This window comes from Isoptericola nanjingensis (assembly GCF_050311635.1).
GTDB lineage: Bacteria > Actinomycetota > Actinomycetes > Actinomycetales > Cellulomonadaceae > Isoptericola > Isoptericola nanjingensis.
The window spans coordinates 285,490-309,239 of record NZ_JBNOZL010000009.1 but is presented as its reverse complement, the minus strand read 5'-3'; the positions used below and the strand labels follow the sequence as shown (position 1 = coordinate 309,239).

23 protein-coding genes are annotated in these 23,750 nt (G+C 75.7%); 14 read left to right on the top strand and 9 right to left on the bottom strand.

Annotated elements, in window-relative coordinates; genetic code table 11:
* Positions 1-18: 18 nt before the first annotated feature.
* Positions 19-1,431, bottom strand: a complete 1,413-nt coding sequence (gene dacB, locus ACQP6G_RS19385; RefSeq protein WP_429766767.1) for a D-alanyl-D-alanine carboxypeptidase/D-alanyl-D-alanine endopeptidase — start codon at positions 1,429-1,431, stop codon at positions 19-21.
* Positions 1,432-1,681: 250 nt separating this feature from the next.
* Here dacB and ACQP6G_RS19380 point away from each other — a divergent pair, with 250 nt between their 5' ends.
* Together ACQP6G_RS19380 and ACQP6G_RS19375 are read left to right on the top strand one after the other, a co-directional pair.
* Positions 1,682-2,182 (top strand): inorganic diphosphatase, encoded by a 501-nt coding sequence (locus ACQP6G_RS19380; RefSeq protein ID WP_416344998.1) that lies wholly within the window; start codon positions 1,682-1,684, stop codon positions 2,180-2,182.
* Positions 2,183-2,271: 89 nt separating this feature from the next.
* Positions 2,272-3,333: a zinc-binding dehydrogenase gene (locus ACQP6G_RS19375; protein WP_429766765.1), complete on the top strand. Its 1,062-nt coding sequence runs from the start codon at positions 2,272-2,274 to the stop codon at positions 3,331-3,333.
* Between the two features lie 71 nt (positions 3,334-3,404).
* Here the strand turns inward: ACQP6G_RS19375 and ACQP6G_RS19370 are convergent, their stop codons facing one another.
* Entirely contained in the window at positions 3,405-4,826 is a 1,422-nt protein-coding gene (locus ACQP6G_RS19370; RefSeq protein WP_429766763.1) for a C40 family peptidase, read from the bottom strand.
* Between the two features lie 341 nt (positions 4,827-5,167).
* On the opposite strand from ACQP6G_RS19370, the gene ACQP6G_RS19365 reads away from it, so the two are divergent.
* The 4 genes from ACQP6G_RS19365 to ACQP6G_RS19350 all read left to right on the top strand — a co-directional run bounded on the left by ACQP6G_RS19365 (position 5,168) and on the right by ACQP6G_RS19350 (position 9,275).
* Positions 5,168-6,589, top strand: coding sequence for a bifunctional o-acetylhomoserine/o-acetylserine sulfhydrylase (locus ACQP6G_RS19365; RefSeq protein WP_429766828.1), 1,422 nt, complete (start codon positions 5,168-5,170; stop codon positions 6,587-6,589).
* Complete coding sequence (gene metX, locus ACQP6G_RS19360) at positions 6,586-7,875, top strand: homoserine O-acetyltransferase MetX (protein ID WP_429766761.1); 1,290 nt, start codon at positions 6,586-6,588, stop codon at positions 7,873-7,875. Before ACQP6G_RS19365 ends, metX begins: the two co-directional genes overlap by 4 nt.
* 7 nt (positions 7,876-7,882) lie before the next feature.
* Positions 7,883-8,725 (top strand): aldo/keto reductase, encoded by an 843-nt coding sequence (locus tag ACQP6G_RS19355; protein ID WP_429766759.1) that lies wholly within the window; start codon positions 7,883-7,885, stop codon positions 8,723-8,725.
* 121 nt (positions 8,726-8,846) lie between these two features.
* On the top strand, positions 8,847-9,275 hold the full coding sequence (locus ACQP6G_RS19350) for a VOC family protein (protein ID WP_429766758.1): 429 nt from the start codon (positions 8,847-8,849) through the stop codon (positions 9,273-9,275).
* A 9-nt stretch (positions 9,276-9,284) separates the two neighbouring features.
* On the opposite strand, the gene ACQP6G_RS19345 is transcribed toward ACQP6G_RS19350, so the two are convergent.
* Complete coding sequence (locus ACQP6G_RS19345; RefSeq protein ID WP_429766757.1) at positions 9,285-10,226, bottom strand: hypothetical protein; 942 nt, start codon at positions 10,224-10,226, stop codon at positions 9,285-9,287.
* Between the two features lie 90 nt (positions 10,227-10,316).
* Between ACQP6G_RS19345 and ACQP6G_RS19340 the strand changes: the two genes are divergently transcribed.
* Positions 10,317-11,276 carry a zinc-binding dehydrogenase gene (locus tag ACQP6G_RS19340; protein WP_429766756.1) on the top strand — a complete coding sequence of 320 codons (960 nt, stop codon included), beginning with the start codon at positions 10,317-10,319 and terminating at the stop codon, positions 11,274-11,276.
* A gap of 82 nt (positions 11,277-11,358) precedes the next feature.
* On the opposite strand, the gene ACQP6G_RS19335 is transcribed toward ACQP6G_RS19340, so the two are convergent.
* A complete protein-coding gene (locus tag ACQP6G_RS19335) occupies positions 11,359-13,044 on the bottom strand; it encodes a restriction system modified-DNA reader domain-containing protein (RefSeq protein WP_429766754.1) in 1,686 nt (561 codons plus the stop codon).
* 152 nt (positions 13,045-13,196) lie between these two features.
* Positions 13,197-13,514 (bottom strand): MTH1187 family thiamine-binding protein, encoded by a 318-nt coding sequence (locus tag ACQP6G_RS19330; protein ID WP_429733876.1) that lies wholly within the window; start codon positions 13,512-13,514, stop codon positions 13,197-13,199.
* Positions 13,515-13,575: 61 nt separating this feature from the next.
* Here ACQP6G_RS19330 and cofD point away from each other — a divergent pair, with 61 nt between their 5' ends.
* Genes cofD through ACQP6G_RS19315 form a run of 3 tightly spaced genes read left to right on the top strand, consistent with a single transcriptional unit; the run spans position 13,576 to position 15,661 of the window.
* On the top strand, positions 13,576-14,526 hold the full coding sequence (gene cofD / locus ACQP6G_RS19325; protein ID WP_429766753.1) for a 2-phospho-L-lactate transferase: 951 nt from the start codon (positions 13,576-13,578) through the stop codon (positions 14,524-14,526).
* On the top strand, positions 14,523-15,281 hold the full coding sequence (gene cofC, locus ACQP6G_RS19320; protein WP_429766752.1) for a 2-phospho-L-lactate guanylyltransferase: 759 nt from the start codon (positions 14,523-14,525) through the stop codon (positions 15,279-15,281). Before cofD ends, cofC begins: the two co-directional genes overlap by 4 nt.
* A gap of 38 nt (positions 15,282-15,319) precedes the next feature.
* Positions 15,320-15,661 carry a cupin domain-containing protein gene (locus tag ACQP6G_RS19315; RefSeq protein WP_429766749.1) on the top strand — a complete coding sequence of 114 codons (342 nt, stop codon included), beginning with the start codon at positions 15,320-15,322 and terminating at the stop codon, positions 15,659-15,661.
* Between the two features lie 32 nt (positions 15,662-15,693).
* Here ACQP6G_RS19315 and ACQP6G_RS19310 read toward each other — a convergent pair whose 3' ends face one another.
* Positions 15,694-16,674 (bottom strand): aldo/keto reductase, encoded by a 981-nt coding sequence (locus ACQP6G_RS19310; protein ID WP_429766748.1) that lies wholly within the window; start codon positions 16,672-16,674, stop codon positions 15,694-15,696.
* A gap of 91 nt (positions 16,675-16,765) precedes the next feature.
* Here ACQP6G_RS19310 and pdxR point away from each other — a divergent pair, with 91 nt between their 5' ends.
* From pdxR to ACQP6G_RS19295, 3 genes are all read left to right on the top strand, one after another.
* Positions 16,766-18,241 (top strand): MocR-like pyridoxine biosynthesis transcription factor PdxR, encoded by a 1,476-nt coding sequence (pdxR, locus tag ACQP6G_RS19305; RefSeq protein WP_429766746.1) that lies wholly within the window; start codon positions 16,766-16,768, stop codon positions 18,239-18,241.
* A gap of 159 nt (positions 18,242-18,400) precedes the next feature.
* Positions 18,401-18,751, top strand: a complete 351-nt coding sequence (locus ACQP6G_RS19300) for an AAA family ATPase (RefSeq protein ID WP_429766745.1) — start codon at positions 18,401-18,403, stop codon at positions 18,749-18,751.
* On the top strand, positions 18,748-19,248 hold the full coding sequence (locus tag ACQP6G_RS19295; RefSeq protein WP_429766743.1) for a DUF4143 domain-containing protein: 501 nt from the start codon (positions 18,748-18,750) through the stop codon (positions 19,246-19,248). The genes ACQP6G_RS19300 and ACQP6G_RS19295 overlap by 4 nt, the downstream gene beginning before the upstream one ends.
* 38 nt (positions 19,249-19,286) lie before the next feature.
* On the opposite strand, the gene ACQP6G_RS19290 is transcribed toward ACQP6G_RS19295, so the two are convergent.
* Genes ACQP6G_RS19290 through ACQP6G_RS19280 form a run of 3 tightly spaced genes read right to left on the bottom strand, consistent with a single transcriptional unit; the run spans position 19,287 to position 23,013 of the window.
* Positions 19,287-19,892: a nitroreductase family protein gene (locus tag ACQP6G_RS19290; protein WP_429766741.1), complete on the bottom strand. Its 606-nt coding sequence runs from the start codon at positions 19,890-19,892 to the stop codon at positions 19,287-19,289.
* A 44-nt stretch (positions 19,893-19,936) separates the two neighbouring features.
* Positions 19,937-22,117, bottom strand: coding sequence for a YhgE/Pip domain-containing protein (locus ACQP6G_RS19285; protein WP_429766739.1), 2,181 nt, complete (start codon positions 22,115-22,117; stop codon positions 19,937-19,939).
* Complete coding sequence (locus ACQP6G_RS19280) at positions 22,114-23,013, bottom strand: hypothetical protein (protein ID WP_429766738.1); 900 nt, start codon at positions 23,011-23,013, stop codon at positions 22,114-22,116. The genes ACQP6G_RS19285 and ACQP6G_RS19280 overlap by 4 nt, the downstream gene beginning before the upstream one ends.
* Before the next feature lie 94 nt (positions 23,014-23,107).
* On the opposite strand from ACQP6G_RS19280, the gene ACQP6G_RS19275 reads away from it, so the two are divergent.
* Positions 23,108-23,746, top strand: a complete 639-nt coding sequence (locus tag ACQP6G_RS19275) for a TetR family transcriptional regulator (RefSeq protein WP_429766736.1) — start codon at positions 23,108-23,110, stop codon at positions 23,744-23,746.
* The last annotated feature ends 4 nt before the right edge of the window (positions 23,747-23,750 follow it).

Genomic DNA, 23,750 nt, shown 5'->3' with positions numbered 1-23,750 from the left:
CGCCGGCGTCGACGGGGCCTACCGGCAGCCGCAGTCGGCGAGCTTCCCCGCGAAGTCGTCGAAGATCACCCGCGCGCCGGCGGAACCGCCCTCGGGCACCTTGTCCGCGAGCGTCACGAACACCAGGAGCCGGTCGTCGGCCGTGACGACGGTGCCGGCCAGGCCCGTGACCTTCGGCAGGCTCCCCGTCTTGCCGTTGACGTAGCCGCGGCCGGGGTTCGACGTCGGGTAGCGGTCGTGCAGGGTGCCGTTCAGGCCCGCGACGGCGAGGCCGTCGGCGACGTCGCGCAGCTCGGGGTGGTCGGGGTCCACGGCGAGAGTCAGCACCGCGGCGAGCTGGCTGGGCGTCGCCCGCGACCCGCGACCCAGCCCGGACAGGTCCACGAGCCTGGCGCCGTCCATGTCGACGCCGAGCTCCTCGACCTGCGCGGTCACGGCCTCGATCGCCGCCGCGCCGGTGCCGGGCTCGCCGGCGTCGAGCGCCACGATGCGGCCCACGACCTCCGTGATGGTGTTGTCCGAGCGGCGCAGCATGTCGCCGACGACGTCGCGCAGCGGCGCGGACTCCACCCGGCCGACCTCGCGCGCCGACGACGGCGCCTCCTCGCGGGAGACCTCGCCGCGCACGGCGACGCCCCGCTTCTCCAACGCCTTCGCGAACGTGCGTGCGGCCGCCATCGCCGGATCCTTCTCGCGCGGCGCGTACTCCTCGTCCGTGGTGCGTGCGACGTCGACGGCGAGGGCGGCGACCGGGGCGGTGTAGCCGTCCCTGACGTCCGCGGCGGGCACGTCGGCGGGCACGGCCGGGCCCGAGAACAGCGTGTCGTCCAGGCCGAGGGTCACCGTGTCCTGCCCGGCGTCGAGCACCTGCGCGGCCACCTGGTCCGCGAGGTCGCCCAGGCCCGCACGGCCGTTCACCGCGTCGGGGTCGCCGGAGCCGGCCGCGAGCATCATGTCGCCGCCGCCCACCAGCACGAGGCGCGTCTCGTCGTCGAGCACCGCCGTCGTCGGGAGCGTCGTGTCGCCGCCCGGGCCGGCGAGCGCGGCCACGGCCGTGAAGAGCTTCTGCGTGGAGGCGGGGATCATCGGCCGGTCCGGGGCGGCCGCGCCGAGCGTCTCGCCGGACGCGGCGTCGACGACGACGGCGCCGACCCGCTTGCCCAGGCGGTCGTCCTTCGTCAGCCCGGTGACGAGCTTGCCGACGGCGGACGCCGCGGGCTCCGGCGCGTCGGAGGGCAGGTCGGGCAGCGAGCGCTCGGGGGTCGGGCCGGTGGTGGCGCCGGGCGCCGTCGGGAAGGGGGCCGCCGGTGCGGGCGGGGGCGCCGTGGTGAGCATGCCCGGGACGACGTCGAGGGCGTCCGCCACGAGATAGCCGCTGAAGAGCACGACCACTGTCGTGACGGTGGCGCCGACGCTGGCCCGCCACCCCATGTCGTCCTCCCGCGCCCCGTGAGTCGTCCGTGAGTCGTCCGGGAGCCGTCCGTGAGCATCGTCACAGCCCGGACCCCGTGGCGCGCTCCGTGCGTATCTTCCCACGTCCGTCCGCGGTTCGACGCCGCCGCACCGGACCGGGCGGGCGTGCCCGCGCATGGCACACTTTGACAGGGCGTCCGCACCGAGCATGCCCGCAGCGAGCATGTCCGAAGCATCTCCCCGAGCACGTCCCGAGCATGGAGGAACAGTGGAGTTCGACGTCACGATCGAGATCCCGAAGGGCCAGCGGAACAAGTACGAGGTCGACCACGAGACCGGTCGCATCCGCCTCGACCGCATGCTCTTCACCTCGACCCGCTACCCGGACGACTACGGGTTCATCGAGGGCACCCTCGGCGAGGACGGCGACCCGCTGGACGCGCTCGTGCTGCTGGAGGAGCCCACGTTCCCCGGCTGCCTGATCCGCTGCCGCGCGCTCGGCATGTTCCGCATGCGCGACGAGGCCGGCGGCGACGACAAGGTGCTCTGCGTGCCGCTCGGTGACCAGCGCGCCGCGTGGCGGCAGGACATCGACGACGTCTCCGACTTCCACCGCCTGGAGATCCAGCACTTCTTCGAGGTCTACAAGGACCTCGAGCCCGGCAAGTCCGTCGAGGGCGCCCACTGGGTGGGCCGCGCCGACGCCGAGGCCGAGATCGAGCGCTCCTTCCAGCGCGCCAAGGACACCGGCTACTACGACGGTCACTGACCGCCCGGCACCGCGACGGCGCCGCGCCCCACCGGGGGTGCGGCGCCGTCGTCGTCCCCGGACCGTGCGGAGGCGTCTACCGTGAACCCATGCGTGCAGCCGTCATCCACGGGCCCCGCGACGTCCGCGTCGAGGACCGCCCGGACCCGAAGATCCTCACCCCGGGCGACGCGGTGGTCCGCGTCGTCGCCGCCTGCGTGTGCGGCTCCGACCTGTGGCCGTACCGCGGCGTCACGACCGTGAAGCGGCCGCGCCCCATCGGCCACGAGCTGGTGGGCGTGGTCGAGGATCTCGGCGCCGACGTGACGTCGGCGCGGGTCGGCGACTTCGTGATCCTGCCGTTCACCATGAGCTGCGGCGAGTGCCAGGCCTGCCGGGCGGGCTACCCCGCGGCCTGCGACCTCGTCACCGGCTTCGGCTCCACCGACCGCTGGGGGAACCCGGTCGACGGCGCCCAGGGCGAGCGCGTGCGCATCCCGCTCGCGCAGCACTCCCTCTTCCCCGTGGGCCGGCCGGAGGCCGAGCTCGAGGCCGCGGGGCTGGTGCCGCACCTGCTCACCCTCGCCGACGTCATGTCCACCGGGTACCACGCGGCGTTCTCCGCGGGCGTCTCCGCGGGCGACACCGTCGTCGTGGTCGGCGACGGCGCCGTCGGGCTGTCCGGCGTGATCGGCGCGCGCCTCCTGGGCGCGGAGCGGATCGTCGCCATGAGCCGCCACGACGACCGGGCCGCCCTGGCCCGCGAGTTCGGCGCCACCGACGTCGTCGCCGAGCGCGGCGAGGAGGGCCTCGCGGCCGTGCGCGACCTGCTCGGCGGCGACCTGGCGGACGCGGCGCTCGAGTGCGTCGGCACCAAGCAGTCGATGGACACCGCGCTCGACGTCGTGCGCGGCGGCGGCCGCGTCGGCTTCGTCGGGGTCCCGAACGGCGGCCCCGAGCTGAGCGTGCGGCGCCTGTTCGACCGCAACGTCACCATCGGCGGCGGCATGGCGTCCGCCCGCCGTTACATGGAGACGCTGCTGCCCGAGGTCCTGTCCGGGGCGATCGTGCCCGGCAAGGTCTTCGACCTGGAGCTGCCGCTCGCCGACGTCGCCGAGGCCTACGCCGCGATGGACGAGCGCCGCGCCACCAAGGTGCTGCTGCGCCCCTGACCCCCACCGTTGTGAGCGGGCGTTTGGCCCCGATTCTCGAAGAATCGGGGCCAAACGCCCGCTCACAACCCCTACGGGCGGCCGGCGTACGGCATGACCTCGTCCCAGCGGACCGGGGTCTCGCGGACGTCGATGCCGGGGCGCGGGGCCTCGACCATCATCCCGCCGCCGGCGTAGATCGCCACGTGCCGGATGGTCGACGGGTCGGACGTGTCGTTGGCGTAGAAGATCAGGTCGCCGGGGCGCATCCGGTCGTAGGAGACCTTGCCGACCGTGAGGTACTGCGACCGCGACGTGCGGGTGATCCACACGCCCGCCGCGTTCCACGCGCCCGACGTCAGGCCGGAGCAGTCGTAGCCCGGGTTGCCGTCGCCGCCCCACTGGTAGGCCGTGCCGATCTTCGAGCGCGCCCACGCCAGCGCCTCGCGGCCCTGCGCGGCGCTGCCCTGGCCGACGCCGCTGACCGGCGGGGGCACGGGCCTCGGGTCCGGCTTCGGGTCGGGCCGCGGCGCCGGGTCCGGGGCGGGCTCGCGGGTGCGCGGCGGCTGCGGGTCGGGCTCGGCCGCCCGCTCGGCGTCGGCCCGCGCGCCGTCCGTGCCCCCGGACCGCGGGCGCTCGGGTTCCGGTCCGGCCTGCCCGGCGGCGTCCGCCCGGTCGGCGGTCCCGTCGGACGCGCCCGACGAACCGCCCGACGACGAGGCGTCCTCGGCACGGTCCCGCGCGGCGGCCTCGCGCGCGGCGACGACCTTCTCCTGACGGTCGGCCTCGCGCTGCCGCTCGAGCTCCACGCTGGTGCTGCGCAGGTCGGCCAGCCGCGTGAACAGGCGGTCGCGCTCGTCCTCGGCCGCGGCGGTGCGGGCGGTGAGGTCGTCGGCCGCGCGCCGCGCGGTGGCGAAGGCGGCCTCGGCCGCCGCGCTGGCCTCCTGCTGCGCGGCGCGGGCGGCCTGCCAGCGGGCGTCGGCGTTGCGCGCCGCGGAACGCACGTCCGCCTGCCGGGCGAGCGCGCCCGCGACCTTCCGGTCCACCGCGCGCTGCGCGGCCTCGGTCGACACGACGTCGCCGACCTCGCGCGCCCCGGTGACGACGTCGAGCGGCCCGAGACCGTTCTCGTTCGCGCGCGCCGTGGTGCGGTACGCCTCCGCGAGCGTCCCCCGGGCATCGTCCTCGGCCTGCTGGGCGCGGTCGGCCCGCTCGCGCGCCTCCGCCGTCCCGCGCTTCGCGGCGGCGAGCGCCTCGCGGGCCTCCGCGTAGTCCTCGGCGGCGGTCTGGACCGCCGCCTCGGCGCGCCCGAGCTCGGCGCGGATCGCGTCCAGCCGCGCCTGGGCGCCGGTGACGTCGAGGGCGGCGGCGTCCGCCGCGGCGTGCGCGGCCGCGACGTCGTCGTCGGACGGGGGCTCCGCCCACGCGACCCCGCCGGCGACGACGGGCGTGCAGGCGAGCAGCACGACGACGGTCCACGACGTGACCCTGGCGGCACGGCGGGTGCGAGGCATGGTCTGCTCCTCCGTGGGCTGACGCGCCGGCGGGCGCGCTCCGGGCAACCTCGCCCAGACTCACCCCGGCCGACCAGGAGCGCCACCGGAGAGTGCGCGCAGGACACGCCATGCAAGCCGACACGCCGTCCATATTCTGGTCCCGAATGGCGAGACACGGGTGTCGCGCGCTACGCCGCCGGGCTACGGTCGTCCGCATGACCCGTCGAATGTGCCGCTGACCACCGCGCACGTTCGCCTGCCTGCGGCCGCTCGTCGACCCAGCCATCCGCTCCGCGTGCGCAGCCGACCGCCGCGGCCCGCCCCAGACGCGCAGGCCTCCTGGTTCCCGCCGCGGCCCGATCACCGCCGACCGAGCCCGAACCGCGCCCGACACCGCCCAGGAGCACGTCATGACCTCCAGCTGGACCTTCGAGACCCGCCAGATCCACGCCGGCCAGACCCCGGACCCCGTCACCGGGGCCCGCGCGCTGCCGATCTACCAGACCACCTCGTTCGAGTTCCCCAGCGCCGACGTCGCCGCCGACCGCTTCGCGCTCGCCGACCTCGGCCCCATCTACACCCGCATCGGCAACCCCACGCAGGAGGCCGTCGAGGCACGCATCGCCGACCTCGAGGGCGGCGTCGGCGCGCTGCTCGTCGCGTCCGGGCAGGCCGCCGAGACGCTCGCGATCCTCAACGTCGCGCAGGCCGGCGACCACGTCGTCGCCAGCCCCAGCCTGTACGGCGGCACCTACAACCTGCTGCGCCACACGCTGCCGAGGCTCGGCATCGAGACGACGTTCGTCGACGACCCGCACGACCCCGAGTCCTGGCGCGCGGCGGCCCGGCCGACCACCAAGGCCTTCTTCGCCGAGACCATCCCCAACCCGCGCGCGGACGTGCTGGACATCGCCGCCGTCTCGACCGTCGCCCACGAGGTGGGCGTGCCGCTCATCGTGGACAACACGATCGCCACCCCGTACCTGGTGCGCCCGATCGAGCACGGCGCGGACGTCGTCGTGCACTCGGCCACGAAGTACCTCGGCGGGCACGGCGCGGCCATCGGCGGCGTCATCGTCGACGGAGGCACCTTCGACTACGCCGCGCAGCCCGAGCGCTTCCCCGGCTTCAACCAGCCGGACGAGAGCTACCACGGCCTCGTCTACGCCCGCGACCTCGGCGTGGGCTCCGCGCTCGGCGCCAACCTCGCGTTCGTGCTCAAGGCGCGCGTCCAGCTGCTGCGCGACCTCGGCCCCGCCGTCGCCCCGTTCAACGCCTTCCTGCTCGCGCAGGGCCTCGAGACCCTGTCGCTGCGCGTGGAGCGGCACGTCGCCAACGCGCAGACCGTGGCCGAGTGGCTCGAGGGGCGCGCCGACGTGCGCCTCGTGCACTACGCCGGCCTCCCCTCGTCGCCGTGGCACGAGAACGCCCGGAAGTACGCGCCGAAGGGCGCCGGCGCGGTGATCGCGTTCGAGCTCGACGTCGCCGACCCGGAGCTCGCGAACGCCGCGGGCCGCGCGTTCGTCTCGGCGCTGCAGCTGCACTCGCACGTCGCGAACATCGGCGACGTGCGGTCGCTGGTCATCCACCCGGCGTCGACCACCCACGCGCAGCTCACCCCGGAGGCGCAGGCGCAGTCCGGCGTGACGCCGGCCCTGGTGCGGCTCGCGGTCGGCCTCGAGGGGATCCAGGACATCCTCGCCGACCTCGAGCTCGGCTTCGCCGCGGCGGCGGACGTGGTCGCGGGCGGCACGACGTCGGACGACGAGGCCGCCGCGTGACCGCGGTGCCCGGCCCTTCCGCGCGGTGCGGGGGCGGCGTCGCCGCCACCGTGCCGTCGGTGGGCGGCCGCCACCAGGCCGCCCCCACCGTCCGCCCCACGCCGGTCTCGCGGGACCGCGTCAAGCCGCCGGTGCCGGCCTCCGGCGCGTGGCGCGAGGGCGACCCGGCCGCCGACCGGGCGTTCGTCGACGTCGGCGCGGTCGAGCTCGAGGCGGGCGGCGTGCTGCCCGACGTGCGGGTGGCCTACGAGACGTGGGGCGAGCTGGCCCCCGACGGCACCAACGCCGTCCTCGTGCTGCACGCGCTGACCGGCGACGCGCACGTCACCGGCCCCGCAGGGCCGGGGCAGCCGACCGCCGGCTGGTGGGCCGACATGATCGGCCCCGGCGCCCCCGTCGACACCGACCGGTACTTCGTCGTCGCGCCCAACGTGCTGGGCGGCTGCCAGGGCACCACGGGGCCGGCGTCCACCGCCCCCGACGGGCGGCCGTGGGGCGGGCGCTTCCCCCGCATCACCACGCGCGACCAGGTGGCCGCGGAGATCGAGCTCGCCCGGCAGCTCGGCGTCGAGCGCTGGTCGCTGGTCGTCGGGGCGTCGATGGGCGGGCTCCGCGTGCTGGAGTGGGCGCTGCTCGGCCCCGAGGCCGGGATCGCGGTGGACGGTATCGCCGCCATCGCGACGACGGCGCAGACGTCGGGCGACCAGATCGCGTGGGCGCACCCGCAGCTCGGCGCGATCCGGGCGGACCCGCGCTGGCGCGGCGGCGACTACTACGACGCCGCCGACGGCGACGGCCCGGACACCGGGCTCGCCATCGCCCGTCAGATCGCGCACACGACGTACCGGACGGCGGCCGAGCTCGACGTCCGGTTCGGGCGGCTGCCCCAGGGCGGCGAGGACCCGCTCGAGGACGGCCGGTACGCCGTGCAGTCGTACCTCGACCACCACGGGGACAAGCTCGCCCGGCGCTTCGACGCCAACTCCTACCTCGTGCTCACCGAGTCGATGCTGAGCCACGACCTGGGCCGCGACCGCGGCGGCGTCGAGTCGGCGCTGTCGCAGATCACGGCCCGCGCGCTGGTCGTGGCGGTGGACTCCGACCGGCTGTTCCCGCCGGAGCAGGCGGGCCGCATCGCCGCCTGGGTGCCGGGGGCGGAACCGCTGCGCATCGTCACGTCCGACTTCGGCCACGACGGCTTCCTCATCGAGTTCGACCAGCTCGGGCCCATCGTCGCCGACTTCCTCGCCGGCGCGAGCGTCGAGGAGGACGAGGCCGGGGCATGATCGGCGTATGACCACCACCGTCACGCTGCCCGACGGTCGCGCGGTCCCCGCGCTGGGCCAGGGCACCTGGTTCCTCGGCGAGACGCCGTCCCGCCGCGCCGACGAGCTGGCCGCGCTGCGCACCGGCCTCGATCTGGGCCTCACCCTGATCGACACGGCCGAGATGTACGGCGAGGGCGCGGCCGAGGAGCTGGTGGGCGAGGCCGTCGCCGGACGACGCGACGACGTCGTCCTGGTCAGCAAGGTGTACCCGTGGAACGCCGACGCCCGCGGCACGGTCGCGGCGTGCCGGGCCAGCCTGCGCCGCCTCGGCACCGACCGGCTCGACCTCTACCTGCTGCACTGGCGCGGCGGGGTGCCGCTGGCGGAGACGGCGGCCGCCCTCGACGCGCTGGTGCAGGCGGGCGACGTGCTCGGCTGGGGCGTCAGCAACCTCGACGTCGACGACCTGCGGGAGCTCGACGGCATCGCCGGCGGGCTGGGCAGCGCGTGCCAGACCGACCAGGTGCTCTACAACCTGTCCCGGCGTGGGCCGGAGCACGACCTGCTCCCCATCCTCCGGGAGCGCGGCCTCGCGGCCATGGCCTACTCGCCGGTGGAGCAGGGGCGCATCCTCGGCGACCCCGCGCTGCGGAAGGTCGCCCGGCGGCACGGCGCCACCCCGGCGCAGGTCGCGCTCGCGTGGGTGCTGGCGGGAGAGGGCGTCGTCGCGATCCCGCGGTCCGGGTCCGCCGCGCACGTGCGCGAGAACGCCGCGGCTCGCGACCTTCGCCTCGGGGCCGAGGACCTCGCCGAGCTCGACGCCGCGTTCCCGCCGCCCAGCGGCCCCGTGCCGCTCGACATGCTCTGAGGGGACCCGCCGCCGGCCCGCGGTGCCCGCCGCCCGCGCGTGTGTCAGGGGCCGTGCCTAGCGTGGTGACCGGCCGCCGACCCGCGCGGCCAGCCACTCCGCAGCGCTGCTGGAGGCCCCCATGGTCCGGCTCAACCCGTATCTCAGCTTCAAGAACCAGGCCCGCGAGGCCCTCGAGTTCTACCGGTCGGTGCTCGGCGGCGAGCTCGACGTCAGCACGTTCGGCGGGATGCCGGCCGACTCGGGCATGCCGATCGCGGACTCCGACAAGGACCTCGTCATGCACGGCCAGCTCGAGACGCCGTCCGGCCTCACGCTCATGGCCGCCGACACCGGCTCGATGATGCCGTACGTCGCACCCACCAGCGGCGTCACCGTCGCGCTGACCGGCGGGCCGGAGGACTACGACTACGTCGCGGGCGCGTACGCGAAGCTGGCCGAGGGCGGCAGCGACGCGATGCCGTTCGACAAGGCGCCGTGGGGCGACTTCTACGGCCAGGTGACCGACCGGTACGGCATCACCTGGATGTTCGACGTCGGCGCCCCCTGACGGCGACCGTCACGCGACGAGCAGGCTCTCCCGCCGGGCGGCGAGCGCCGCGAGCTCCGCCTCGGCTGCCGCGGACCGCTCGGCGAGGCGCTGCCGGACCCCGTGGACGGCGCGGCTCGCCGCCGCGACGCGTTCGCGCGCCTCGGCGATCCGGTTCCGCACCGACCAGTCGGTGAAGATGTTGTCGAACCAGACGTCGAGCGTGCGGGTGAGCCCGTCGACGCCGACCCCGCCGACCCCCTGCTCGCCGAGGTCGCCCAGCTCGACGGTGAGGTGCCGCAGCGCCCCGTCCGCCTCACGCAGCAGGCCCGCGGCGCGGTCCATCTTGTCGTGCTTGACCATGCTCGCGAGCATGCCGCCGTCGAAGAACGTGTCGTAGGTGGACCAGCCGTCGGCGCCGCGCAGCTCGACCTCCGCCGCGGCCAGCGCCCGCGCGGCCCGCTCGGCGGCCGCCTGGGCCTGATCGATCTCGACCTGCTGGGCACGCCACCCGCCCACCTGCTCGGCCACCGCGGCCAGCTCGGCCGCCCCGGGGCCGCCCGCGCCGTGCACCCACTCCTCCTTCGCCGCGAGCGCGGTGCGCCACCGGGCCCGCACGTCGCCGAGCGCCGCCAGACCGGCGTCGACGGCGCGCACCTCGCGCTCCGCGGCGTCCCGCCGCGCCTCCGCCGTCGCGGCGACGTACTCCGCGGCCTGCTGCTCGGCGCGCTCGGCGTCGAGGCGCTGCGCGCGGTCGCCGCGCAGCCCCGCCCACACGCGCGCGAGGCTCAGGGACTCCAGCCGCGCGACGTCGGCCGCCTCGTCGGCGAGCGAGGCCCGCGCGTCCGCCAGAGCCTCCTCCGCCGCGGCGAGCTCCCGGCCCGCGACCTGACGCCGCGCCGACTGCTGCGCGTGCTCGACGACGGCCGCGCGCGCCGCGGCCAGCTCTTCCTCGACCCCACCGGTAGGCATGGCGGACAACCTAGGGCATCTCCGGCCCCGACCTCCAGGTCCGTCCGCGCGGGCCGACCACCAGGAGGGCGGGACAGTAGGTTGGGACGCATGCTCGCCGCCACCGTCGCCCGGTTCTCGCCCGACTCCCCCCTCGACGGCCTCGAGGTGGGTGAACGCCCCGAGCCCGAGCCGCGGGAGAACTGGACCACCGTGCGGGTGCGCGCCGCGACGCTCAACCACCACGACCTGTGGTCGCTGCGCGGCGTGGGCCTGCGGCCCGAGCAGCTCCCGATGATCCTCGGCACCGACGCCGCGGGCACGGCCGCGGACGGCACGCCGGTGCTCCTGCACGGCGTGATCGGGGCCGACGGGCACGGCGTCGGGCCCACCGAGCGACGCACCCTGCTGTCGGAGCACTACCCCGGCACGCTGGCGGAGTACGTCGCGGTGCCGACCCACAACCTGGTGCCCCTCCCCGACGACCTGTCGTCGGAGGAGGCCGCGTGCCTCCCGACCGCCTGGCTCACCGCCTACCGGATGCTGTTCGGCGCCGCCGGCCTCGCCCCCGGCGACCGGGTGCTGGTGCAGGGCGCGGGCGGCGGCGTCGCCTCCGCGGCGATCGTGCTCGGCGCCGCGGCCGGCCTGGAGGTGACGGTGACCTCGCGCTCCGCGGAGCGCCGGGAGCGCGCGCTGGAGCTGGGCGCGGCGCACGCCGTCGAGACGGGCGCCCGCGTGCCGGCCCGTGTGGACGCGGTGATCGAGTCCGTCGGTCAGGCCACCTGGGCGCACTCGGTGCGCTCCGTGCGGCCGGGCGGCACGATCGTCGTCTGCGGCGCGACGTCGGGCGACGCCCCGCCCGCCGAGCTGACCCGCGTCTTCTTCAACGAGATCCGGGTGCAGGGCGTGACGATGGGTTCGCGCGACGACCTGGCCGCGCTGACCCGGTTCGTCGCCCGCACCGGCGTGCGGCCCGTCATCGACTCGGTGGTACCGCTCGCGCGGGTCGGCGAGGGGCTGGCGCGTCTCGCGGCCGGCGAGCAGACCGGCAAGATCGTCGTCCTGCCCTGACCCCGCACTGTTGTGAGCGTGATCTTGGCCCTGTTTCGCAACCGAAACAGGGCCAACGTCACGCTCACAACAGCCCCCAGGCTCAGGCGAAGCGGTGCCGGAAGGCGTCCATCAGGGTCGGGCCCTCGGCGCCGAGGCGCCAGACGCTCCACCCGTCGGCGGTGGGCGAGCCCGAGGCGGCGGACGCCGCGTGGTCCGGGTGCCAGTAGCGGGAGCCGTCGGCGAGCTGGATGGCGCCGTCCTGGTGCAGCACGGCCTCGAAGTACTGGCGGCGTCGCGGGCGCGACCACACGATCGTCGTCGGGTGCACCAGCGTGCCGGCCAGGGCGACGAGGTCCGGGTCCACCTCGTCGTCGCCCGCGGCGGGCGGCGCCCACGACCCGGACGCCGCGAGCGGCTCCGGCGGCGGCGGGACGGGCGACGTGAGCGGGTCGTAGCCGTGGTCGTGCGGCGCGGGCGTCCAGCCGAGCTCCAACGGGTCCGACGGCGGCGTGCGCAGACGCGGCGGCTCGAGCGGCGGCACCTGCAGGCGGGGGAGGTCGTCCTCGACGCCGGACCAGCGCGGCTCCGGCACCGGCAGGTCGAACGCGGGGGCGGCGACCTCCGCGAACGCCTGACCGAAGTCCTGCCGACCGAAGTCCTGCCGACCGACGTCCTGCCGACCGAGGTCCGGCGACGGCACGTCGAGCTCCGGTCGCGACGTGAAGCGGTCCGAGCGCGAGCGGCGGCGCGGGGCTCCGTCGGGGAGCGGCGGCCGCTCGCGGGTGATGTCGCGGTCGTCGTCGAGACCCGTTGCGCGGCTCGGGGCGGGCGCCGGGATCGGCGACGAGGACGACGGAGGCACGGGAGCGTGCGGGGCCGGCACGGGCGGCAGGGGCTCGGCGGCCGGGACGGGTAGCGGGCCTCCGGGGAGCGCGGCATCCGACGGGCCGGCCTCGGCCGACCGCGGGCGCGCGGCCCGGCGGCGGGTCCGCGACGGCGGGGCCGCCGACTCCGCCCTGTCGCGAGGCGCCTGCACCGTGGCGGGCATCTTCCCGCCCAGCGCGAGCCCGACGGCCACGCCCTCGGCGAAGGTCTCGGGGTCGACGCGGTCGGGCGCGTCGGACGCCCGCGCGGCGTCGTCGTCGGACGCGGCGACGGTGTCCGTCGGCGCCGCCGGGGCGGCGGGCGCGGACAGGCTCGGGGCCGACGGCGCGGACGCGGGGTGGATCACCAGCGGCGAGACGTCCACGAAGCGGCGCCCGTCCGCGCTGTGCACCACGCCCATCTTCAGCACCTCGACGGGCATGGTGGGCTGACGCAGGAAGTCGACGGCGTTGAGGATCTCCTCGCTCGCCTCCTGGCAGATGACGATGAGCCGCGCGCTGCTGCGGCCCGGCTGCGACCGGGTGATGGGCACGCTGTCGTAGAACGCCGCGACGTCGCGGTGGAACGCCGACGGCCCGCCGTGGTACCGCTCGGCGAGGACGCCGCGCGTCAGTCGGCCGGCGGCTCCGGCGTGGTCCAGCGCGCGGGTGAGGGCGGCGCGGTCGAGGTCGGCGACGAGCTCGACGACGACGGGCGAGCCGGTCGCGTCGAGGGCGAGCAGGTGCGGCTCGTCCGGGCCGACGCCGGGACTCACCGGGAAGATCTGCTCGCCGAGCAGGCCGTCGATATGGCTGTCCACCACCCGGTGGGCGGTGGTCCCGACCCCCTGCGCGCTTGCTGCGGGCGACCGGTCGGACTGGACGAGGAGGGGCCTCTGGGCATCGACCTCGAACAGGGGCATTGCACACCACTCCTGGATCGGACCCGACCCCGGCGGCCGGATCCCGGGGCAAGCCTAAGGCCCTTGCGGCGTGGCGTGTACCACAGCGGGCTCCCAGGCGCGCGTCGGCGCAACAGGCCGCCCGCGGAGAGGTCCGGCGACGTGCCGCGGGGCTACGCGTGCCCGGTGCCGCCGTCGTCGGCGAGCCGCTCCTCGACGCGCGCGACCTTCGCGTCCAGCTGCCCGGTGTACCCGGGCCGGATGTCCGCCTTGAGCACCAGCGACACCCGGTGCCCGCCCGCGCCCACCGCCTCCGTGGCGCGCTGGATCACCGGCATCACCTCGTCCCAGTCCCCCTCGATCTCGGTGAACATCGCGGTGGTGCGGGTGGGGAGCCCGGACTCGCGGACGATGCGGACGGCGGCGGCGACGGAGTCCGCGACGGACTCGCCCGCGCCGAGCGGGGCGACGGAGAAAGCGAAGACGGCCATGCCCCCATCCTGCACGTCCACCTCCGCCCACGTCGGTCCACGAGGACCGTAGGCTCGTCGGGTGAGCACACGCGTCACCCTTCTCGCCGGCGGGGTCGGCGGCGCCCGCCTGGCGCACGGCCTCGCCCTCGCCCTGCCCGACGACGGCGCCCCGGCGCCCGACGACGGCCTCACCGTCGTCGTGAACGTCGGCGACGACACCGAGCGGCACGGCCTGCTCGTCTCCCCCGACCTCGACACGGTCATGTACACGCTCGCCGGCCTGAACGACGAGACCCGCGGCTGGGGGCTGACCGACGAGACGTACACGACGCTCGACCAGCTCGCCCGGCTCGGCGAGGACACGTGGTTCACGCTGGGCGACCGGGACCTCGCCACGCACGTGGTGCGCACGGCCGCGCTGCGCGAGGGGCAGCCGCTGCACGCCGTCACGGCACGGCTCGCGGCGTCGCTGGGCGTGCACGCCCGCCTGCTGCCGGTGACCGACGACCGGCTGCGCACGCTCGTCGACACGCCGTCCGGCCGGGTCGCGTTCCAGGAGTACTTCGTGCGGCGGCAGCACGCCGACGCGGTGCTGGGGATCGAGCTCGACGGCGTCGCCGCAGCCAGGCCCGCGCCCGGGGTGCTCGACGCGATCGCGCGCGCCGACCTGCTCGTGGTCGCGCCGTCCAACCCGTTCCTGTCGGTGGAGCCGGTGCTGGCCGTGCCCGGGGTGCGCGACGCCGTCCTGGCCTCGCCCGCACGGCGCGTGGCCGTGAGCCCGATCGTCGGCGGGCAGGCGATCAAGGGCCCGGCGGCGCAGATCCTCGAGACGCTGGGGCACGAGGTGTCCGCGCTGGGGGTGGCCCGGCTGTACGCGGACCTGGTCGACGTCATGGTCGTGGACGACGCCGACGCCGACCTGGCCGGCCCGATCCGCGAGCTGGGGGTCGAGGTGCTCGTCACCGACACGATCATGGGCGGAGCCGCCGGCCGCGAGCGCCTCGCCCACGACCTGCTCGCCCTCGGATGAGCGCACCGGACGGCCCCGCCCCCGTCCGCACGATCGCGCTGGTGCCGCTGCGCGACGGCGTCTCGGGCAAGTCGCGGCTGGCGTCCTCGCTCGACCCGGCCGCGCGACGCCGGCTCGTCGCGGCGCTGGCCCGGCACGTCGTCGCCGTCCTGCTGGCGGCGGACGGCGTCGACCGCGTGCTCGTCGTCACCGCCGACGTGCCGTTCGTCGACCAGACCCTCGCCCCGCTCCGTCACGGCGGCACGTCGATCTCGACGCGGCAGCTCGAGCTGCCGCGCCGAGCGGAGACTGCCGCGCCGAGCATCGAGGTGGTGCCGCAACCGCCGGGGCGGCCGGGGCTGAACGCGGCGCTCGACGTCGGGCGAGAGGCGGCGCTCGAGCGCGGCGCGGACCGGCTGCTCGTCGCGCACGCCGACCTGCCGCTGCTCACGACCGACGACGTCGCGGCCCTGCTCGCCGCGGGCGCGCCGGCTCCCGACGACGCACGGCGTCGTGCCGCCGCCGTCGTCGCCACCGACCGGCACCTGGCGGGGACCAACCTGCTGGTGCTGCCCGCGGCGCCACCGTTCCGGTTCCGCTTCGGCGAGGCGTCGCGGGCGGCGCACGTCGCCGAGGCCGAGCGCGCGGGACTACGGCCGGTGGTCGTGCGCCGCCCGGGCACCGCCGTCGACCTCGACACGATCGACGACTGGGGCGAGCTGCCCCGCGCCGTCCGTGACCGGCTGCGGCACGGGCTCGACCTGCCGCTCCCCTGACACCGCTCAGTTCTGCCGGGGACGGCAGTCGACCCGGCATGAGCACCGAGTCGAGCATCGAGCTGATCGAGCAGGCCACGCTGCCGGGCGCGGACTTCGAGGGTTACCTGCACGGGTCCACCGTGTCGGTGATGTTCGAGCGGTTCGACCGGGACGGCGTCGGCCCCCGCCTGCACCGCCACCCCTACACGGAGACGTTCGTCCTCCGCTCGGGGCGGGCGCTGTTCCGGGTGGGCGACGACGAGGTGGTCGCCGTGGGCGGCCAGATCCTCGTCGCCCCCGCCGGGACGCCGCACAAGTTCACGGTGATCGGCCCCGAGGTGTACGAGGCCCTGCACGTGCACGCCAACGACCGGTTCGTCACCGAGTGGCTGGAGTGACCGCGCAGGGCCCCGCCGGTCACCCCTGACGGTCAGACGGCGTCGAGACGCGCACGCACGTCGTCGTCGAGGTCGAGGTCCGCCGCACCCAGCAGCTCGTCGAGCTGCGCGACGCTGCTCGCCCCGACGACCGGGACCACGGGCACGTCGCCGCCGAGGAGCCAGGCGAGCACCACCTGGTGGGGCGTGGCGCCGATCTCGGCCGCGACCTCGCGCAGCACGCGCAGCCGCTCGTGCGTCGTCGGGTGGTCGAAGCCGTCCCACAGCGGCTTGTCGTCGCGCACCAGCGCGCCCTGCATGAGCGGCGAGTAGGCGACGACGGCGAGCGGGTGCTCGGTCGCGGCCGACGCGCCGGCGTAGTCGAGCAGCTCGTACGACGCCCAGTTGTGCCGGCCGACGTCGGGCCGCGGGTACGGGTAGGTGAGCTGCTGCTGCACGAGGCCGTACGGCGCGACGCCCTGGCGACGGGCCTCCTCGCGCGCCTCGACGACGCGGTGCAGCGCGACGTTGGAGATGCCGCCGATCCCGATCAGCCCCTCCGCCTGGAGCTTGCCGAACGCGCCGACGGTCTCGGCGAGCGGGGTGTCGTAGTCGTCGACGTGGCCGTAGTAGGCGTCGATGTGGTCGACACCGAGGTGGCGCAGGCTCTCGCGCGCCTCCCACGCGATGGTCTCGGCGCCGAGCCCCTGGTAGTTCGTCGGCGGCACGTGCTGCAGCGGCAGGTTCGGGTCCTTCTTGGCGGCGCCCACCTTGGTGGCGATGCGCAGCTCGTCGCGGTTGCCCCGGTCGGCGAGCCAGCGGCCGATGACGTCCTCGCTGTCGCGGCCGTGCCCGCCACCCCAGCCGTTGTAGTTGTTCGCGGTGTCGAGGAACGTGCCGCCGGCCTCGACGAAGCGGTCGAGGATCGCGAACGACGTCTCCTCGTCGGTCCGGGTGCCGAACCACATGGTGCCGAGGCAGAGCGTGCTGACGTCGAAGGACGTCGTGCCGTCGCCGATGGTGCGGTAGCGCATGGTGTCTCCCTGTCGCGTGACGCCGGGACGGTCCCCCGGCTGACACCCACGACGCTAGATGCCGATCGGTCCGGGTGTACCGTCCAATTTCATGGCAACTACCCAGACCAATCCTGTGCTGGCGTGGGACACCGTCCTCGACCTCGGGGACGACGACGCCCCGCTGGTCGCGCGCGTCGAGCGCGCCGTGCGGGACGCCGTGCACGCGGGCCGGGTCCCCGGCGGGGCGGCGCTGCCGCCGTCGCGCGCCCTCGCGGAGACGCTGGGGGTGTCCCGGTGGGTCGTGACGGAGGTGTACGGCCAGCTCGTCGCGGAGGGGTTCTGCGAGGCCCGCGTCGGGTCGGGCACCCGGATCGCGGCCGGCGCGGCTGCGCACGCCACGCCGAAGCACCCGACGGCGCCCCCGACGTCGTCCGGCGCCGCCCCCGCGCGCCGCGCCCGCCTGGACCTCGCGCCCGGCGTCCCCGACCTGCGGCACGTGCCCCGGGCGGCCTGGCTGCGGGCGCTGCGCGACGCCCTGGCCGACACCCCCGACGCCGATCTGGGCGCCCCGCACCCGGCCGGCCACCCGGCGGCCCGCGGCGCCGTCGTCGCGTACCTGGCGCGTGCCCGCTCCACGTGCGCCGGGCCCGACGACGTCCTCGTGACGCACGGCGCCACCGACGGCATGACCCGCCTCGCCCGCGCGCTGCGCTCCGCCGGCCACCGGGCGATCCTGGTCGAGGACCCGAGCTGGGGGCGGCTGCGCGACGTCGCGCGCGACGCCGGCCTGGTCCCGGTGCCGGTGCCCGTCGACGACCGTGGGGTGGACGTGGCCGCGCTCGCCGCGTCCGCCGTGCGGACCGGCGCCCGCGCCGCGCTGGTCGCGCCGGCGCACCAGTTCCCCACCGGCGTGGCCCTCGCGCCCGAGCGGCGCGACGCGCTCGTGTCGTGGGCGCGCGCCGTCGACGGCCTGGTGGTCGAGGACGACTACGACGCCGAGTTCCGCTACGACCGGCGCCCGGTCGCGGCGCTGCAGGGTCACGACCCGGGTCGGGTCGCCCTGCTCGGGTCGCTCAGCAAGACCGTCTCCCCCGCGTTCGGGCTCGGCTGGCTGGTGCTGCCGCCGCGCTGGCGGGAGCGCCTGGGGACGGACGTGGGCGGCCCCGCGCCGTCGACCCTCGACCAGCTCGCGCTCGCCCGGTTCCTCACGGGGGGCGGCTACGAGCGGCACCTGCGGGCCGCCCGCGTCAGGTTCCGCCGCCGTCGTGCCGCCGTGCTCGCCGCGCTCGACGACGCGCTGCCCGGCCTGCCGGTGACGGGCCTGGCGGCCGGGCTGCACGTGGTGCTCGGTCTGCCCGACGGCGTCGCCGCCGCCGACGTCGTCCGCGCGGCCGCGGCGCGCGACGTCGCCGTCGCCGACCTGCGCCGCTACCGCGTCACGGCCGCGGCCCCCGGGTCGGAGGCCCTCGTCGTCGGGTACGGCAACCTCGCCGACGCGCGGGTCGACGAGGCAGTCACGGCGCTCGCCGGGGCGGTGCGGGCCGCGACGACGCCTCGAGACATCGCGGGAGTGCTACCTCGTTGAACGTCAGAGTGATACTCGAGAGATCGCAGAAGTGATACTCAGATCATCGCAGAAGTGATATCTATCCACGATGAGCGGCTACACCAGGCGCATGGTCGACAGTCCTGCTCGACTCGCTCGACACTTTCGGGGCGGTGATCATCGAGGGGGCCCCGCGCCGTGGGCAAGACGACCACCGGGCTTCAGCTCGCCAAGAGCTCCGTCCGCCTCGACTCGTCTCCGGAACTCTCCGGACTGGCTGAGGCGTCCCCTCGAAGCGTCCTCACAGGCGACACGCCACGGCTGATCGACGAATGGCAGCTCGCGCCCACTCTGTGGAACGCCGTCCGGCACGAGGTGGACCAGCGCGGAGCGCCCGGTCAGTTCATCCTCACCGGGTCCGCGACTCCTGCCGACGATGTCACCCGGCACAGCGGCGCAGGACGCTTCCGGCGCGTCACGCTCCGACCGATGTCCCTGGCGGAGAGCGGTGAGAGCACCAATGATGTCGCGCTGTCGGCGATGCCTTGAGCCGTGTCTTCGTCGTCGAGGAGCAGCCCGCCTGGGCACCCCACCACCTCCGCTCGCGCGTCCGGCTGCGCACCCAGCCGAAGTGGCATTTCGTCGATCCGTCCCTCGCCGCCGCCGCTCTCGGCGCCACCACGCGCACGTTGCTCGGCGACCTCAACACCCTCGGCCTGCTGTTCGAGTCCCTGTGCATCCGTGACCTACGCGTGTACTCCCAGGCGCTCGGTGGCACCGTCTACCACTACCGCGACGAGGTCGGTCTCGAGGTCGACGCCGTCGTCGAGATCGCAGACGGTCGATGGGCCGCGTTCGAGGTCAAGCTCGGCGGCACAGCGCACATCGACACCGCGGCGGCCCATCTCACCGCGCTCGCGAAGAAGGTCTCGGCCCAGCGCGCCGACCAGCTCACCTCACTGAACGTCCTCACAGCAGGAACCACCAGCTACACACGGCCCGACGGCGTGAACGTGGTTGCCCTCGGCCACCTGGGCGGTGCGTAGGCGTCCCACCGATCCGTCGGGGCGTGACAGTACGGCCGTCACCACCGCCCGCGGTGCACGACGTCCTCCAACGGCTTGCGACGGCGGCGCGTCGGGGAGCCCTTGGCCCCGCCGTCGGCGGGGTGCCCGACGGCGACCACCCCGGTCTGGACCCACGCGTCGGGGATGCCGAACGCCTCGCGGAACGCCGGCATCTCGCCCGCGCCGACGCCGAAGAAGCACGCGCCCAGGTCCTCGTCGACCGCCGTCTGGAGCATGAGCAGCGACGCCATGCCCGCGTCGACGTGCCAGTACGGCACGGGCCAGCGCGCCTCGTCGCGGTCGGTCCACCCCTTGTCGGCCTCGGCGTACCGGCCGAGGTAGGCGTCCTTGGAGCACAGCGACACGACGAGCACCGGGGCGGTGCGCATGCCGGCGAGCCAGGCGGACATGTCACGCTCGGAGTCCGCCGGGGTCGCGGCGGACCAGAACCGTTCGCGGTCCTCCGCCTCCGTGAGGACGAGGAACGACCAGCCCTGCGAGAACCCCGCGCTGGGGGCGCGCACGGCGTTGCGCACCAGCCGGTCCACCGTCTCGGGCGGCACGGGCTCGTCCGTGAACCGCCGCACCATCCGCCGTCTGCGCACCACGTCCTGGAACTCCACGCGCCCATCCTGCCCCCTTGCCGGACAGGCGGTGCGCGGGGAGGTCAGAGGACGAGCTCGGGCTGCAGCTTCGTCACGGTCCACACACGCTGCCTGCGGGCGGCGAGGGTCGTGAGGCCCAGCGCGACGACGAGGACGCCGAGCAGCACGGTGACGTCGCGCGTGACGGTGGCGAGGTTGCCGCCGTACAGGAGCTGGCGCAGGCCCTCGACGGCGTAGGTCATCGGCATGAACTGGTGCATCGCCTTGAGCGGCTGCGGGATCGTCTGCCAGGGGAACGTGCCGCCCGCGGTGACGAGCTGCACCAGCATCAGCACCAGCCCCAGGAACTGGCCGGCCGCGCCCAGCCAGACGTTGAGCGCCTGGAGGACCGCGACGAACGTGCCCGACACCAGCACGAGGAACAGCGCCGTGAACAGCCCGTAGGACGGCTGGATGTCCAGCGCGAACTTCGTCACGGCGAACATCGCCGCCACCTGCACGACGCCGATCGCGGCCGGGGTGGCCCAGCCGCCCAGCGCCGTCGCGAGCCCCGACCGGCCCGCCGCGAGCGCCCGGGTGGACAGCGGCCGCACCAGCAGGAACAGCACGTACGCGCCGATCCACGTGGCCAGCGACAGGAAGAACGGCGCGAGGCCGGCGCCGTACGTACCCGCCGACGACAGGGCGTCGTTGCGCACCTCCAACGGGTTGCCGATGGTCGACGCCGTGTCCTCGCGCGTCTGGTCGTCGAGGTCGGGGATCTGGCCGAGGCCCTCGGCGAGCCCGTCGCGCAGCTCGGCGATCCCGCTCTTCAGCTCCCCGGAGCCGTCCGCGAGCTTCGTCGTGCCCGAGGCCAGCTCCGCGGCCCCGTCGGACACCTGGCCGGTGCCGTCCGCGAGCCGGTGCACGCCGTCGACGAGCGCGGGCGTGGCGGCGGCGAGCTGGCCCGTGCCGTCGGCGAGCCGGTCGGCGCCGTCCGCCGCCGACGCGATGCCGGCGGTGAGCTGCGGCGTCGCGCCCGCCAGGGTGGCGGCGCCGTCAGCCACCTGCCGGGAGCCGTCCGCGAGCTGGTCGAGCTTCTCGGACGCGCCCTCGACCGTCGTCACGGCCGACTCCACGTCCTTCCGCTGCGCGTCGAGGGCGCCGTCGACGTCGGCGCGCGTGGCGTCGAGGCGGTCGAGCGCCTGCGTGCGGAGGTCGGCGCACTGCGCGGCGAGGTCGGCGGCGTCGTCCGGCACCTGCGCGCACAGGTCGGCGAGCTGCTGGTCGAGGTCCGTGCGCCCCTGGTCGAGGGCGGACGCCGCGTCGGAGCGCGCGCCGTCGAGGGTCGGCAGCACCTGCCCGGCCGCCTCGGCGGCCTCCTGACCGTACTGCGCCACCTGGGCGTTGCCGTCGGCCACCTGGGCGGCGCCGTCGGCGAGCTTCTGGGTCTGCGCGGGCAGGTCGGCCGTCCTGTCCTGCAGCGTCCCGAGGCCGGTCGCGAGCTGCCCCGCGCCGTCGTCGAGCTGTCCGACGGCGGACGCCAGCGTGCCGACCTTGCCGTCCAGGGTCGCGGCGCCGTCCGCCGCCTGCGCCGCGCCGTCGGCGAGCGTGTGCGCGCCGTCGTCCGCGTCCGCGAGGCCGTCGTCGAGCGACGTCGCGCCCGTGAGCAGCTGCTTCGCGCCGTCCACCGCGTCCGCGAGGTTGGTGTGGATGGACGCGAACCCGCGCAGGAACGTGTCGGCCGCCTCGGTGCCGACCTCCTCCGCGATCGAGTCGCGCACCTTCCCCACGATCGTGTCCGAGATGGTGCCCGCGAGGTAGTTGTTCGCGTCGTTCGTGATGAGCGTGAGGCTGGCCTGCTGCGGCTCGAACTCCCCCGCCGACGCGAGGTCGGCGGAGAACGTCGGCCCGATGATCAGGGCCGCGTCGTAGCGGCCGGAGCGCACCCCCGCCTCGGCGTCCGCCTGGGACGTCTCGACCCAGCCGAACCCGCCGTCGTCGAGCAGCTGGTCCGCGACGTCGCGGCCGAAGTCGCGCTCGGTCGTCTCGCCGGTGTCGGCGTCCTTCGTCGTGGTGCCCTCGTCCTGCACGACGACGGCGGCCGGGACCTGCTCGAGCTGCCCGTACGGGTCGTGGTTGGCGAACAGGTACAGCCCCGCGTACAGCGTGGGGATGAGCGCCATCGCGAGGATGGCGAGCTTCGGCAGGCGCCCGGCGGCGAGACGCTTGAGCTCCGAGAGAGCGAGCCGGACCGCGGTCATCGGGCCTCCTCCTGCGGGTCGTCGGCCGGCGTCGCGGCCATGCTGTCGTGGATCGGGGTGTCGTCGATCGGGGTGTCGTCGGGGGCCGCGGCGTCGGGCGGGTCGTCGAGCTCCTCCTCCGCGCGGGCGTCGGGGTCGGGGGACGGCTCCAGCTCGTCCTCGACCTCGGGCTCGACGGCGGGGCCGGTCTCGGCGGCGGGGAGGACGGCGGTCGCGCCGGGCTCCTCAGCGGGCGCGCCGGGGGTCTCGCGCCGCACGACCTGCGGCGGCTCGTGCAGGGTGGCGCCGCGCGCGGGCGGCAGGTCGACGCCCAGGTCGCGGGCGGACGACCGCGTGCACTGCACGAGCACGCCGAGCCCGGACGCGGCGAGCGTGCGCGCCGTCTCCCACCAGCCGGACGGCTCGCCGCCGTGCCGGTCGGGCAGCGTCAGCACGACGAACCGGACGTCCGGGTTCTCGGTCGCCAGCGCCGCGAGGACGGCGGTGCGCACGACGCCGGGCAGCTGGTCCACCCGCCGCCCGCGGTCCTCGGTGAGGGCGCGCTCCTCGAGCCACCGCGTCACGTCGCGCGGCAGCGACCGGCGGCCGGCGAGGGCCAGGCCCTCGGCGACGACGTCGGCGAGGGACAGGGCGTCGTCGGGCTCGCTGATACCGGGCACGTCGACGACGGCGGTGCGGGCGCGCAGCGCGGGCGGCGGCACGACGGCGCCGTCGAGGCGCACGGTGCCGGACGACGGGACGAACCGCCCGGTCGCGACGAGGGCGAGGGCGGTGTGTCCGTGCCCCGGCTCGCCCGCGACGAGCAGGCACTCCCCCGTCGACCAGGCGAGGTCCGTGGCCTCCAGCATCGGGTCGCGACGCCCGTCGACCCGCACCCCGCTCAGCGTGATCTGCACCCTGCTCCCCGTCCCCCGACACACTGTTGACTTGCGATCAACAACTCTACGACCGCTGTTGACTGATGGTCAATAACGCCGTACAACTGTGCCCATGACCTCCGCCACCCCGCGCCCCCGCACGCGCCACGAGCCGTCGGACCGGCGCCGCCAGCTCCTCGAGGCGGCCGTCGCCGAGGCGGAGGCCGCGGGGCTGGACGCGCTGACGCCGGCGACGGCGGCCGCCCGCGCGGGGGCGTCGAAGGCGCTCGTCTTCCACTACTTCGGGTCCACGACGGCGCTGCGCCGCACGGTCGCGCTCGAGGCGGTGTCCGACCTGGAGCAGACGCTGCTGGCACCCGACGATCGTCCCCTCGCCGACCGCCCGGCGCACGCGATGTCGCTGTTCCTGGGCTCGGTCACGTCGCACCGGCGCGTCTGGGAGGACATCTGGCGCGGCGCGCTCGCCGGCGACGACGCCACCGAGGACGCCCTGCAGCGCGTGCGGACCGCGCTCGTCGCGCGCATGACGACGACGGCCGGCGTCATCGGCTTCACGCCCAGCGACCGGCTGCAGCTCCTGGCCGGCGGGTGGGTGGCGCTGGTCGAGAACGTCACCGCCGCCTGGCTGGGCGGCAGCGGCATCCCGCGCGACGAGCTCGAGCGGCTGCTGCTCGAGTCCCTCGTCGTCCTCGTCCCGGAGCTCCCTGAGCCCGCGCGCTCCGGCGTCCTCGCCCTCGTCCGCCGTCCCTGACGCT